The organism is Acidaminococcus hominis, assembly GCF_900291475.1.
Classification (GTDB): domain Bacteria; phylum Bacillota; class Negativicutes; order Acidaminococcales; family Acidaminococcaceae; genus Acidaminococcus; species Acidaminococcus hominis.
The window spans coordinates 44936-58652 of the sequence record NZ_OLMM01000001.1 but is presented as its reverse complement, the minus strand read 5'-3'; the positions used below and the strand labels follow the sequence as shown (position 1 = coordinate 58652).

Below are 13717 nucleotides of genomic sequence, written 5' to 3'. Positions count from 1 at the left end.
CAGCAGGCTTTCCGCGGGGAAAACCTGCTGCTGATTTAGCTATGCAGTTACGCTTTGACCACCTTATGGAACAAGTCCTTATGGTCTTCAATCTTGCTTTGGCCGCCCACTACGCACAGGTAGCCGTCGCTGAGCACATCCTTGACCACCGGTGCCAGGGCCCGGATATCGGCCACCTGGCAGTCAATCACCTGATCCCGGCCCTTTTGCACCACGTCCTGAGGCAAACCGGTCATATAGGCCGCAATGGCCTTTTCCAGATGCATCGCCGTGGTCAGCGGCGTATCCAAAAGGCTCACCGTCCCAATGACGTACTTGGTCATTTCCCGGGCGTCTGCGTCGAAGCTTTCCAGATACGCCGGCAGATCCCGGTAGGTCTTCAGGGTTTCTGCCAGGTTGGGATCCCGGTAGGAGGACAAGTACAGCACGCCGCTCCGGTCAAACCGGGCACCGGCGCCGTAGGCCCCGCCCTGGACCCGGACCTTGGTCCACAGGTAGCCGTAGCGCAGAATGGTTTCCAGTACCTTCATGGCTCCCGTGTAGTCGTAGCCATGATCCCGGTAGTTGCCGCCGGCCAGTACGTACTGCACCTTGCCGGAGGTCACCACCCCTTCGTTGGTTTCCCCAGCAGGGAGCTCAGGCATGGGCTTTCCGGCAAAGGCGGAATGGGGCAGGCTGGCCACAAAGGCTTCCAGGCGCTGCACCGCTTCCGTCTTCATGTCCTCGTCACAGGACAGGGAATCCAGCTGCTCGTCCTGATGGAAGAAGGCCGGTACCAGCTGCTGGAGTTTTTCCACCACAGCGTCCGCCCGTTCATCAAAGTGGGCCCACAGGTCCTGGATGAACTGGTAATAGGTCAGCTGGTCGTGCTCCAGGCTCCGGCCGCTCTTAGAGAAGTAGGAGGTCAGCCGCATGGCAGCAACCGTCATGCCCCGGGCAAAGAACGCATTGTCCCAGCCGGTCTTCACTTCGCTGACAATTTCCTTCAGCCGTTTCTTGTCCCCAATATGGCTGCGCAGGGCAATGCTGGAAAGAATCTTAAAGAGCATTTCCTCGTTCTTTTCCAGTACCTTGGCAGATACCTTGAACACGTTCCGGTAAGAGTTGGTATTGTTGTACTGGGCATAGGGCTTGAGCTCAAAGTTCAGGCCGCCCAAATAAATATCGGACAGGGTGGTCAGTTCTTCGTAGGTATAGTCATCGGTGTCCACCTTGCCCAGCACATCTGTCAGCAGGTAGCCGTAGCACAGCAGGTCTTCTGGGATACCGGTGCAGTCAAAGCACCAGTCAAAATAGGCAATCTTGTTGGTAAAGGCCGGCAGGAACAGGTGCTGGTGCTTCCCGTCCTGGGTCGTGGTATAGGCTTCCGCTTCGGCCTTCCGGACAATGTCCGTGCGCTTCAGGAGAGGAATGGTAGCCAGGGCTTCCGGAGAGTCCGGAGCTTCCTGACGGGCATGGAGTTCGTCCGCCAGTTGGGCGTAGCCTTCCAGGGTCTTTTCGTCCATGCTGGCCTTCAGCTGGGCCATTTTTTCCTTCTGGGCCGCAGCATCCTTTTCTTCCTTCCCCGGTTCCGGGGTAAGGGTCAGGAGCACTTTGTGGGTGTTGTCCAGGAGCACCGTTTCAATCAGGCCCTCATAATAGCGCTTGTCCATCTGGGAGCGCAGATAATCCAATTCTTCGGTGAATTGCAGGGACGCTGCCGGGTCTCCCCCGTACAGCCAGGATTCCATGCAGCCCAGGCCGTAGATTAAGCCTTTGGGATAAATGTTGTAGTCCGCTTCCCGCAGCTTGAATTCTTCGGAATTCAGTTCCGCCGTCAGAAGGTCCTTGGGAATCCCGGTCCGGGTCAGTTCCTGCAAGGTATGGTATACCACCTTCACGAACTCGTCTTCCTTTTCCGGGTCGGAGCCGCTGACCTGCACGGAGAATACCGGCTGCAGCTGGGAAGCGTTCAGGGAACCGGACACGTCCGTGCCAATGCCGGCCTTGAGCAGCGCCAGCCGCAGGGGAGCGTTGTTGCCCTCCAGCAGCACATGTTCCAAAATCCGCAGGGCCATCACCTGTTTCTGGTCCAGGGCCGTGCCCGTTACGATATTCAGCGACAGGTAGGTCTTATGTTCCGTGGGGTCCCCTGCCGCTACCGGGTAAGTAGCCTGGACTTCCTTGGTCTGGTCAAAGGGTGCCTGCAAGAGAATTTCCACCTTCAGGGTCCCGCTCTTGGGGAAATGGCTCAGATACTCTTTATCCAGGTAGGCCAGGTAGTCCTCAATATCCATATTGCCGTACAGGTAGATATAGGAGTTTTCCGGGCTGTAGTATTTCTTGTGGAAGGCAATGAACCCTTCCTGGGTCAGTTCCGGAATGGCTTCCGGCAGACCGCCGGATTCAAACCGGTAGGGGGAATCCGGGAACAGGGCCTTGCACACCTCGTGCTCCTCGATGGCGTCCGGGGAGGAGTATACCCCTTTCATTTCGTTGTACACCACGCCGTTGTAGATCAGGGGCTTGTCCTCCCCTTCGCCCAGCTCGTAATGCCAGCCTTCCTGCTTCAGGGTGAAGGGGTTTTCGCTGGTCAGGGGATAGAACACCGCATCCAGGTACACATCCACCAGGTTGCGGAAATCCTTGTCGTTCCGGCTGGCCACCGGGTACACCGTCTTATCGGAGTAGGTCATGGCGTTCAGGAACGTATTCAGGGAACCTTTCACCAGTTCCACAAAGGGTTCCTTCAGCCGGTACTTCCGGCTGCCGCAGAGCACAGAGTGCTCGGTAATGTGGGCTACCCCCGTGTCATCCTGGCTGGGGGTGCGGAAACCAATGGTAAATACCTTGTTGTCGTCCGCGCAGGCCACATAAAACACCCGGGCGCCGCTGACCTCATGGACCAGTTGGTACCCTGTAGCGTCAATGTCCGGCAGTGCCGTGATTTTTTCTACTGTAAACCCATGCAGATGGGAATGAAGCTGTAATTCCATATGTAGGGCCTCCTTTTCTCAATTTAAGAAAAAGGGAGTGCGGCACCTGCTACACTCCCCCTTTGCTCATATAGTGATTCCTTATTTAAAGTATTGCACGCCAGCCAGGAAAATCGGCTGAACCTTATTGCCATAGATGTTCTTCATCAGGCCGTCAGTGTAGCGTTCGGTATGACCCATCTTGCCCAAAATGCGGCCGTCAGGGCTGGTAATGCTTTCAATGGCGTACATAGAACCGTTGGGGTTGTACGGGCTTTCCATGGTGGGCTCGCCCTTTAGGTTCACGTACTGGGTGCCAATCTGGCCGTTCTTGGCCAGGGCCTTGATTTCTTCCTCGGTAGCCACAAACCGGCCTTCCCCGTGGGAAATGGCAATGGTGAAGGTATCCCCCGGTTCCGTCAGGGACAGCCAAGGAGATTTGTTGGAAACAACCTTGGTCTGGACCATCCGGGAAATGTGGCGGCCAATGGTGTTAAAGGTCAGGGTAGGAGAAGTTTCCGTCATGGGCACAATCTTGCCGTAGGGAACCAGGCCCAGTTTGATCAGGGCTTGGAAGCCGTTGCAGATACCCAGAATCAGGCCATCCCGTTCTTCCAGCAGCTGGTTTACAGCTTCCGTCAGAATGGGGTTCCGGAATACGGTGGCAATGAACTTGCCGGAGCCGTCCGGTTCGTCACTGGCGGAGAAACCGCCGGGCAGGGCCAGGATTTGGGCCTGGGCCATGCGTTTCGCCATTTCTTCCACGGATTCCTTGATGGCTTCCGGAGTCAGGTTACGCAGCACGAAAATGTCTGCCTCAGCCCCAGCTGCTTCAAAAGCGGCAGCCGTATCGTATTCGCAGTTCAGGCCCGGGAATACAGGGATGAATACCCGGGGTTTGGCCACATTGTAGGGAGCGGTCAAAGGCAGGTCGTTGGCATAGGGAGCCAGCCGGACAATTTCCTTGCCGGAATCCTTCACCACAGAGGGGAATACACTTTCCAAAGTGTGGGTGTAGGCTTTCTTGATGTCTTCCAGGGAGATATCCGTGCCGTTGACAGCCACCTTGCCGTCATCAGTCAGGGTACCCAGTACCAGGAAGTCATTGCCGGCAAATACCTTGTCAGCGTCAGCGCCGTCTTCCAGTTCTACCAGGAAGCCGCCGGGCTGCAAGGTGAACAGGCATTCTTCATGGACAAAGGGTTTCACGAATTCGAAGCCCAAACCGTTGCCCAGGCACATGGAGGAAATACCGGCTGCTACGCCGCCTTCCTTCACTACGCCGGCGGTGATGATGCGCTTGCCCAGGATGCCCTTATGCACGTTGGCAAGCAGGGTCCGCAGGGCAGCATAATCCACCACTTCGTGTTCGTCGCAGGGAACGGGGATGAACACCACCGTATGGCCGGCCTTCTTAAATTCGTTGGAAATAGTATCCCGGCCGTCCATAACCCCTACTGCAAAGCAGATCAGGGAAGGCGGAACTTCCAGGTCCATAAAGGTACCGGACATGCTGTCCTTGCCGCCGATAGCCGGCAGTTCCAGTTCGCAGCAGGCTTCGTAGGCACCCAAGAGGGCACTGAAGGGACGGCCCCAGGTATGTTCGGTATGCAGTTTGGGGAAGTATTCCTGCATGGAAAGCCGCAGCTTGGCAGGGTCAGCACCCAGGGCTGCAGCCCGGCAGACTGCTTCCACCACGGCGTACATGGCGCCATGGTACGGGCTCCAGCAGGCCACGTTGGGGTTATAGCCGGCAGCCATCACGGAGGTGGCAGTGGTCTTGCCCCCCAGCACCGGCAGACGGGCTGCCATGCCTTCGGTAGGAGTCAGCTGGTTCTTGCCGCCATAGGGCATCAGCACGGAGCCCCGGCCGATGGAGCCGTCAAACCGTTCGCCCAGGCCTTCCTGACTGCACACGTTCAGCCGGTCCAGGTTGGCCAGCCAGGCTTCCTTGATATCCTTGCCTTCTACCACAGCAGGCGGATTGTTAAAGGGAGAAGTTTCTTCCACCCCATCTACAATGACATTATGTTTTTGGGGAATGCCGTTGGTGTCCAGGAAAGCCCGGGACAGGTCAACAATCTTTTCCCCTCTCCAGTACATAACCAACCGGGGATCTTCAGCCACTTCAGCTACCACCGTGGCTTCCAGATTTTCCACGTCAGCAGCATGGAGGAATTTGTCCAGGTCCTTGGCAGCAATAACCACAGCCATTCTTTCCTGGGATTCGGAAATAGCCAGTTCGGTGCCGTCCAGGCCTTCATACTTCTTGGGCACCTTGTCCAGGTTGATGACCAGGCCAGGAGCCAGTTCGCCAATGGCTACGGATACACCGCCGGCGCCAAAGTCGTTGCAGCGCTTGATCAGGCGGGTTACTTCCGGATTGCGGAACAGCCGCTGGATTTTCCGTTCGTTAGGCGCATTGCCCTTTTGGACCTCTGCCCCGCATTCGCTCAGGGAAGCAGTGGTATGTTCCTTGGAGGAGCCAGTAGCGCCGCCCATGCCGTCACGGCCGGTACGGCCGCCCAGCAGGACAATCAGGTCGCCGGCAGCCGGTCTTTCCCGGACTACCGCATCCCGGGGAGCAGCACCAATTACGGCGCCCACTTCCATGCGCTTGGCCACGAATTTTTCATGGTAATATTCTTCTACAGAACCGGTGGCCAGACCAATCTGGTTGCCGTAGGAGCTGTAGCCGGCAGCTGCGCCCAGGGTAATCTTTCTTTGGGGCAGTTTGCCTTTCAGGGTCTTTTCATAAGGAGTGCGGGGGTCGCCGGAACCGGTGACACGCATGGCCTGATATACATAGCTGCGGCCGCTCAAAGGATCGCGGATGGCGCCGCCCAGACAGGTGGCAGCACCGCCGAAGGGTTCGATTTCGGTGGGATGGTTGTGGGTTTCGTTCTTGAACATCACCAGCCAGTCTTCCTTCTTGCCGTCCACTTCAATGGGGACCACAATACTGCAGGCGTTGATTTCTTCCGAAGCGTCCAGGTCGGCCAGTTTGCCTTCCTTCTTCAGCTTCTTGGCAGCCAGGCAGGCCATATCCATCAGCGTAATGGGCCGCTTGGTGTCTTCCCCGTACACAAAGGCACGGTCTTTTTTGTACAGTTCAAAGGCTTTGGCTACCGTTTCGGTGTACACCCCGTCGGTGATTTCCACATTCTCCAGCTTGGTTTCGAAGGTGGTATGACGGCAGTGGTCGGACCAATAGGTATCCAGCACCTTGATTTCCGTAATGGAGGGATCCCGGTTTTCCTTTTGGAAGTAGGTTTGGATGTAGGCCAGGTCTTCAAAGCTCATGGCCAGTTCCTGCTTCTTCAGAAAATCTGCCAGAGCTTCCTGGCTCATTTCCCTAAAGCCCGTGAGAATGGCTACAGAAGCCGGTTTTTCCCAGGTCATATCCAGGGTTTCCGGTTTTTCAATGGCAGCTTCCTGGGCTTCCACCGGGTTGATGCAGTAATGTTTGATTTTCTCCACATCGGCTTCGGTCAGGTCCCCTTCCAGCAGGAACACTTTGGCAGCGGCCACAATGGGACGGGTGCCTTGGGTAATCAGCTGGATGCACTGGGCAGCGAAATCTTCCCGCTGGTCGTATTGGCCGGGGAGCAGTTCCTGGGCAAAGCTGTGGACGCCTTCCGGAATTTCCAGGGTTTCGTCACAGACCGTGTCCACCGGAGCTTCGCTGAGCACCAGGGATTTGGCAGCCTGGTAGTCCGCATCGCTGAGACCTTCCAGGTCGTACCGGTTGATGACCCGGAGACCGGTCAGGTTCTTCAGGCCCAAGGTTTGCTGCAGGTCAGCCAAAAGGCCTTCTGCTTCAACAGCGTAGTCTTTTTTCTTTTCTACAAAAATTCTTCTGATTTGTTCGCTCATGACAGTCTCCAGTCTCCCTTAAAAGTACTCGTTTATGAAATTGTTCTGCTGTGGGAATAATTTGGCTAGTGTATCCTCAGCGGAAGCATCAGCAGCAAAAAGCATACCTGCCTGGAGCAGGGTTTGGACAGAATAGGTACCAAAGAACAGCTGGGTAAAGGTTCCCACGTCCATCAGCACGTTGGGCTCCTCCACCGTATTCAGCAGCTGCACCCCCTGGGGCGTAAGCTGCACCTTGACCAGCAAGGTATTGAGAGCAATCTGTTCGTCCTTCAGGCCCAGGATGAACTCCCGGCCTTCCAGTTCCTTGGGAACGCTTAGCTTTTTCAGGATGGCGGCAGCATCAATCACCCGCCCCATCATAAAGGGTGCCAGCTTGGGGGCCAGGCTCTGGTCCGGCAGCGTCAGATAGGTCAGGTCGTCACCGGGCGCCAGATACTCCAGCTCCTGGTACGTTCCGGCAAGACCCTTAAAATACTGCAGAAGCCGCAGCTTGGCCGGCGGGTCGATGGCCAGGGCCTCCAGTACCTTCACCGTGGTCCCTTCCCGGCTGTACAGGGCGTAGCCCCGGGGCGTGCCGTTTTCCCGGACCACCACCGTTTCCACGTTTTCCTGGGCCGCCGTAATAAGGAAGTTCTGCCAGTTCTGGGACGACCGCAGCACGTAGCCGTGGTAGCTTTCCATAGTCTTGGCATACACCGGTGCCAGGAGCGGTTCCGCCCCCAGGGTGTCCACCCGCTCCGCCGTAAAGCTGGGAAGCAAGGTCCGGGCAGGTTCAAGCCCTGCTAGCGGCAACTTGTATTCCTTGCGCAGATGGGTGTATTGGAACCCATAGGGCTGGTAGATGCCGGCGTAAATGGGCATCAGGATTACAAAGGGCACCTTCAGGGCCCGGAGCATGGTAAAGGCCGTGTCCATCAGCTGGCCCATCACATGATTGCCCCGAAAGGCCGGTTCTGTAGCCACCCCTACAATGTAGGGCACCTTCCAGGCCCGGTCCCGGACCAGCAGTTCGTAGGGATTCAGGTGGAGCATGGTAACCAGTTTGTCCTGGTCAAAGCCGCCCAAAATCCGGTTCTGCTTCAAACAGTACTGGGAAAAGTACCATTCATAGAAAGGTGTTCCCTTCTTTTCAAAGCAAAAATCCCAAAGAGACGCCGCCTGGGGCAGAGTCTCCTGATTCAGCAAGCGAAAGTCCATAATTGCCCCTCTTTTACAACGATTACAGCACTTTGGTAGAGTACTTTTTCACCATAAATTCCGGTTTATAGGATTCTTTGGCCTTGCGCAGGCCTTCCTTGCCCATATCCTCTTCCCGGTTGATGTAGGTCACGTCTTTCCATTCATGATCCACAAATTCCTTGTTGATGGCCGTAAACAGGCCCCGGATATCGGCGTCCGCCTTTTCCACATGGATGACAGCCGTATCCTGGCCGCCTTTTTCCCCAAAGGAGAAAGCTTTGACCTGCCCATCCAGACGGATCAGCCCGCCCCGAATGTTCAGTCTTTCCATGTTGTTCAGGCCTTCTTCAATGGCACAGGATTCACAGGCAATGGACGGGTCGGTTTTCTCCCGCTCCGCGCACCAGGCCTTGCCAAAAGCAATGCATTCGTCCTTGTTGGCTTCCGTAATGGTCTCATAGACATAATCCGGATGTTCCTTCACAAAGGCGTTGTAATGGTTCTTCTTTTGATGGTATTTCCGGCCGGACAGGGTAGCCAGTTTTTCCTGGAGATACACATAATCCCAGTTATCCCGGTCTTCCACAAAGCCCGTCAGTTCTGGCAGGTACTTTTGGAACCGTTCCAGGGTATGTTCGTAAACCCCGTGGATTTCAAAGGGGCCGCCGAAGTATTCCTTCAGAGCATCCAGTACCTTGGGCAGATCTTCACTGACCCCGCCAAAAGGCGGCAGCATGAATGTATTGCCGTTTACCGTTACCTTCAGCAGCAGGCAGCCATGGGAAATGGCCCAGTACGTATCGTAGCACCCCCGCCAGATGAAGATGGAACCGAAACAGCATTCGGAAGCATGGTAATCCTCTTCCGAAAAATAATCATCGAATATCGGTTTATCCTCTATATTTATATGCTTAAATTCTAAAATAGAAATCTCTCCCAACTTATATTTGTACAGATAAAGATATTATAGCAAAAATGCCGTAAAGGGGCAAAGGGCAAACCCAAGCATTTTAGATACGAATATTCCCTTATAAAAAGCCTAAAGCATTCATGGTTTCTACCCGGTAGCCAAACTCCTGGGTGTAGACCACTTTGCAGGACGCCGTGTTGTCCAGGGACAGCCGCCACATGGCATCAATGGGCATACTGAGAATCCGGCACAGGAGCAGACGAATCAGCGCCCCGTGGCAGACCACCAGACAGTTCTTGTCTTCCTCCAGGTCCCGGGTAATCTGTGTTAGTGCCGCCCAGCCCCGCTCCTGGGAAGCCTCCAGGGTTTCCGGTGCCTCCACATCGGCCTTGGTGGGCGTGATAAAGATGCATTCCAAAAGTTCCGGTTCCTCCCGGCGCAGCTGGCTGAAGGTAAGCCCTTCCCACCGGCCAAAGGAAATTTCCCGTAGTCCCGGCAGGATTACCGGCTCCATTCCCCTAGCCCTGGCCAAAGGGGCCGCCGTTTCCTGGGTGCGGATGAGATCCGAAACGTAGATGGTTTCCAACGGCACCCGGGAAGCCCGGAGCACCAGGCCTTCTGCCTGCTTGTGGCCGGCGGCGTCCAAAGGATTGTTGTTCCAGCCCTGGAGCACCCCCTGCCGGTTGGCTTCGGTTTCGCCATGACGCACCAAATAAATCGTTTTCATAGGAATTCCTCAAATGGTAAAAAAAATGAGCCCAAGTCGCAGGCTCGTTTTCTGATTTTTATGCTCTTTCAATGTATTCACCGCTGCGGGTATCAATTCTCAGCACATCGCCTTCATTGATGAACAGGGGAACCTTAACCACATAGCCGGTATCCATTTTGGCGTTCTTGCTGCCGCCAGTAGCGGTATCGCCTTTGATGCCCGGTTCGGTTTCTACTACGGTCAGTTCTACGGTGTTGGGCAGTTCAACGCCCAGGACGCGATCCTTGAAAGTAATAACCTTAACATCCATATTTTCTTTCAGGAAGTTCAAGGCATTGCCCAGCTGATCCTTGTTCAGTTCCAGCTGTTCGTAGGTTTCGTTGTCCATGAAAACGTAGTTCTCATCAGCTTGGTACAGGTATTGCATTTCTTTCCGTTCAACCACGGCGTTTTGCAGACGTTCAGCAGCGTTGAAGGTCCGCTCAACCACAGCGCCGGTGCACAGGTTGCGCATTTTAGCCCGTACGAAAGCAGCGCCTTTACCCGGTTTTACATGCTGGAATTCAACGACCTGCCATGCATCGCCGTCAATTTCAACAGTTACGCCAGTTTTAAAATCGTTAGTAGAAATCATAAGTACAACCTCCAAAAATTTTCGTTTATAGTATTTTAAAGTTCTAACAGATCTTTGCGAACGGAAGTGAGAGGTTCACAGCCGTTCTCGGTTACCAGTACGGTATCCTCAATGCGTACGCCGCCTTTATCCGGCAGGTAGATGCCCGGCTCATCGGTAACGATGGCATTCACCGGCAGCGGTTCCAAATTGGACTTGTTCAGTACCGGTTTCTCGTGGATATCCAGGCCTACACCATGGCCCAGGCCGTGGCCAAAATACTGCCCATAGCCCTTTTCCGTAATGTAGTCCCGCACCGTCTGGTCAACGCTGGCACCGGTAAGACCGGGCCGCAGCACCTTTTCACCCAGGAGCTGGGCTTCCAGGACGATGTTATAGATTTCCTTTTGCCAGGGAGCTGCCTTGCCCATGACCACCGTGCGGGTGATATCGGAGCAGTAGCCCTCATAGATGCAGCCAAAGTCGAAGGTGACAAAATCTCCTGTTTCCACCAGCTTGCTGGACGCTACCCCATGGGGCAGTGCGCTCCGTTTGCCTGAAGCCACAATGGTGTCAAAAGAAGTTTTTGCAGCCCCCAGTTTCCGCATGTTGTATTCCAGCTCTGCAGCCAGGTCACATTCGGCCCGACCCACTTTGATATGGGGCAAAAGCTGCATAAAGGCTTCATCGGAAATGGCAATGGCCTTACGGATGATTTTCAGTTCTTCCGGAGTTTTTACGGCACGCAGGCCTACCAGGTTCACACTTTTCCAGGTGACCTCCGGCAGTGCCTTGGCCAGCTCCTGCTGCTGGGTGTAGGAGAAGTAATCCCCGTCCAGGGCCAGGCAGCCCTTCTGTACCAGCTTGGCCGCTTCCGGCCAGAAGCCATGCTTGTGCTCCATAATTTCACATTCCGGAGCCTGCTGGCTGGCTTGCAGCGTATAGCGGGAATCCGTAATCAGTACCTGACGCTTACCGTCCACATAGAGAAGGCTTTCACCGCCGGTAAAGCCGGTAAAGTACCGGATGGAGGAATCTCCCTTGATAAAAATGCCCGTTACCTGCTGCTGTTCCAGAAAGGAACGTAATTTTTCCAGTGCGCTCATTCTATCGTCTCCCTGTCAAAAGATAGTTGTAGTTGTTATAGACAAGTCTGACCAATCTATTTTACTCTTAAAAGCCCGGTAAAATCAAGTATTTCTCCGAGAGTTCTTAGTTTTTTTCCTTGAGCCGCCGAACCAGGGACCAGGGTTCCATCCGGGAATCCCCTTTGGCAGTGTAAATCATCTGGGCGTGGGGAGCTGCCGTAATGGGTTCTCCCTGGTCGTTTTGCATTTCCGTTACCGTCCAGGCAAAGATTTCCCCGTCCGGATTCAGGATTTCCAAACGCTCTCCTTCCTTCACATGGTTCCGCTGTTCAATAGTCACCCGGCCCGTTTCCGGGTCATAGCCCTGAATGAGGCCCACAAAATCTGCAGTCTGTTCATAGGAAGACGTGCTGTATACCTGGTCCTCCGGTCCCGGCTGCCCCAGGGCAAAGCCCGTGGTGTAGGGCCGGTGGGACATTTTCTCCAGTTCCTGCCGCCAGGCTTCCTGCACCTGATAATGCTCCGGGTCTGCGTAGCAGGCGTCAATGGCCTTCCGGTAGACGCTGACCACCGAGGCCACGTAGTGGATGCTCTTCATCCGGCCTTCAATCTTCAGGCTCCGGACCCCGGCCGCCATAAGCTCCGGCAGGTGGTCAATGAGGCACAGGTCCTTGGAATTCATAATGTAGGTACCCCGCTCATCTTCCGCAATGTCAAAAGCCTGTCCCGGCCGGTTCTTTTCCACCAGGCTGAATTCCCAGCGGCACACCTGGGCACAGGCCCCCCGGTTGCTGTCCCGGCCGGTAAAGTAGTTGCTCAACAGGCAGCGGCCGGAATGGGAAATGCACATGGCGCCGTGCACAAACACTTCCAGGTCCGCCTTGACGTTCTGGTGGATTTGGGCAATTTCCGGAATGGACAATTCCCGGGCCAGAACCACCCGATCCGCCCCCAGGTCTTCCCAGGCCTTGGCGGCGGCAGAGTTGGTGACGTTGGCCTGGGTGCTGACGTGGAGCTCCACCTTGCTTTGGTCCACGGTTTTCCGGGCAATGGCCCAGACCCCCAGGTCGGAAATCAGAAGGCCGTCCACCTGGGCGTCCTCCAGGTCCTTCAGGTACTGGGGCAGCCCCGGCAGGTCCTCATCGTGGGGCACGATGTTCACGGTGACGTACACCTTCCGCCCCAGCTTGTGGGCGAAGGCCGTCATTTCCCGGATTTCCTCCAAAGAAAAATTGGCCGCGAATGCTCGCAGGCCAAAGGCTTTACCGCCCAGATAGATGGCATCTGCCCCGTAGAGCAATGCTATTTTTCCTTTTTCCAGGCTCCCGGCAGGAGCCAATAATTCTGGTTTACTCACTGTGCTGCTTCTCCATTAATCTTCTTGATCATTTCCAAATGTTCCTCATAAGTCCGAGTGAAATGATGGTGACCCTGCTTATCCGCCACAAAGTACAGATAATCGGTCTTCACCGGATGGAGCACCGCCTCAATGGCTTCCAGGCTGGGATTGGCAATGGGTCCCGGCGGCAGTCCCTTATGAAGATAGGTGTTATAAGGGGATTCGATTTTCAGGTCCTCAAAGGTGATTTCCTTCTTTTGGGACCCCAGAATATATTGGATGGTGGTGTCGGACTGGATGGGCATCCCCATCTGGAGGCGCTTCAGGAATACCCCGGCAATCAGGGGCATCTCTTCCTTGAAGGTGGCTTCCTCCTCCACCATGGCCGCCAGGTTCACAATGCTCCGCAGCGGCATCTTGCTGTTTTTGATGTCTTCCCGTACTTCCGGCGTCAGCTCCTTGTTGAATTCCCGGACCATCATGGTGAGGATATCCTTTTCGCTGGCGTTTTCCGGCAGGTAGTAGGTGGACGGACATACAAAGCCCTCCGCCTTGTAGACTACATCGGGGTTGTTGGTCTCCATATATTCATAGGGGGTGTAATTCTTGGCAGCGGCCTTAAAGGCGTCTGCACTGCCCAGATGCTCTTCCTGGAGTTTGGCGGCAATCTGGTTGATGGTGGTTGCTTCCGGAACGGTGAATTTGTTGTAGCGGACTTTCCCTTTGGACAGGATCTCAATGATTTCCTTATCCGACATCCCAGCCACCACTTCGTAGTTGCCGGCCTGCAAGTGACTGTCCAGTCCACGGAACTTGGCCGCCAGGCGGAAAGATTCCGGGGTATTGATCAGCCGCAGCTTATGGAGCATGGTGGCGATTTCCGAAGTGGTCATTCCCTGGGTTACGGTAAACTGCACCTTCTGCCCCGTAGCCAAGGCGGCGTTATTGTTGAAATAGTTGAAATACCAATACACGCCAAAAAGGGAAGCCAATAGAAGCGCCGCCACAATCGGCACAAATTTCTTAAACATCCGGATCAGTTCCTT

9 protein-coding genes are annotated in these 13717 nt (G+C 55.1%); all 9 read right to left on the bottom strand.

Annotation, left to right across the window (positions count from 1 at the left end; all coding sequences use genetic code 11):
* Positions 1–47: 47 nt before the first annotated feature.
* The 9 genes from C7E10_RS00250 to mltG all read right to left on the bottom strand — a co-directional run bounded on the left by C7E10_RS00250 (position 48) and on the right by mltG (position 13702).
* The gene (locus tag C7E10_RS00250; RefSeq protein ID WP_105325397.1) at positions 48–2975 is read right to left on the bottom strand and encodes an insulinase family protein; all 2928 of its coding nucleotides are present in this window, start codon (positions 2973–2975) and stop codon (positions 48–50) included.
* Positions 2976–3056: 81 nt separating this feature from the next.
* A complete protein-coding gene (locus C7E10_RS00245; RefSeq protein WP_105325396.1) occupies positions 3057–6830 on the bottom strand; it encodes a phosphoribosylformylglycinamidine synthase in 3774 nt (1257 codons plus the stop codon).
* Between the two features lie 18 nt (positions 6831–6848).
* On the bottom strand, positions 6849–8030 hold the full coding sequence (locus C7E10_RS00240; RefSeq protein ID WP_105325395.1) for a GNAT family N-acetyltransferase: 1182 nt from the start codon (positions 8028–8030) through the stop codon (positions 6849–6851).
* 22 nt (positions 8031–8052) lie between these two features.
* Positions 8053–8952: a DUF2156 domain-containing protein gene (locus tag C7E10_RS00235; RefSeq protein ID WP_231086309.1), complete on the bottom strand. Its 900-nt coding sequence runs from the start codon at positions 8950–8952 to the stop codon at positions 8053–8055.
* Positions 8953–9040: 88 nt separating this feature from the next.
* A complete protein-coding gene (locus tag C7E10_RS00230; RefSeq protein WP_105325394.1) occupies positions 9041–9649 on the bottom strand; it encodes a histidine phosphatase family protein in 609 nt (202 codons plus the stop codon).
* Positions 9650–9707: 58 nt separating this feature from the next.
* Positions 9708–10265: an elongation factor P gene (gene efp / locus C7E10_RS00225; RefSeq protein ID WP_105325393.1), complete on the bottom strand. Its 558-nt coding sequence runs from the start codon at positions 10263–10265 to the stop codon at positions 9708–9710.
* Between the two features lie 35 nt (positions 10266–10300).
* Entirely contained in the window at positions 10301–11350 is a 1050-nt protein-coding gene (locus C7E10_RS00220; RefSeq protein WP_105325392.1) for an aminopeptidase P family protein, read from the bottom strand.
* Positions 11351–11456: 106 nt separating this feature from the next.
* Positions 11457–12689, bottom strand: coding sequence for a peptidase U32 family protein (locus C7E10_RS00215; RefSeq protein ID WP_105325391.1), 1233 nt, complete (start codon positions 12687–12689; stop codon positions 11457–11459).
* Complete coding sequence (gene mltG, locus C7E10_RS00210) at positions 12686–13702, bottom strand: endolytic transglycosylase MltG (protein WP_105325390.1); 1017 nt, start codon at positions 13700–13702, stop codon at positions 12686–12688. Before mltG ends, C7E10_RS00215 begins: the two co-directional genes overlap by 4 nt.
* Positions 13703–13717 lie beyond the last annotated feature (15 nt).

Bases quoted from the DNA above. Each gene is read 5' to 3' on its own strand.
- C7E10_RS00230 (WP_105325394.1), bottom strand. From the start codon at position 9,649: ATGAAAACGATTTATTTGGTGCGTCATGGCGAAACCGAAGCCAACCGG.
- C7E10_RS00245 (WP_105325396.1), bottom strand. From the start codon at position 6,830: ATGAGCGAACAAATCAGAAGAATTTTTGTAGAAAAGAAAAAAGACTAC.
- C7E10_RS00220 (WP_105325392.1), bottom strand. From the start codon at position 11,350: ATGAGCGCACTGGAAAAATTACGTTCCTTTCTGGAACAGCAGCAGGTA.
- mltG (WP_105325390.1), bottom strand. From the start codon at position 13,702: ATGTTTAAGAAATTTGTGCCGATTGTGGCGGCGCTTCTATTGGCTTCC.
- C7E10_RS00240 (WP_105325395.1), bottom strand. From the start codon at position 8,030: ATGGACTTTCGCTTGCTGAATCAGGAGACTCTGCCCCAGGCGGCGTCT.
- efp (WP_105325393.1), bottom strand. From the start codon at position 10,265: ATGATTTCTACTAACGATTTTAAAACTGGCGTAACTGTTGAAATTGAC.
- C7E10_RS00250 (WP_105325397.1), bottom strand. From the start codon at position 2,975: ATGGAATTACAGCTTCATTCCCATCTGCATGGGTTTACAGTAGAAAAA.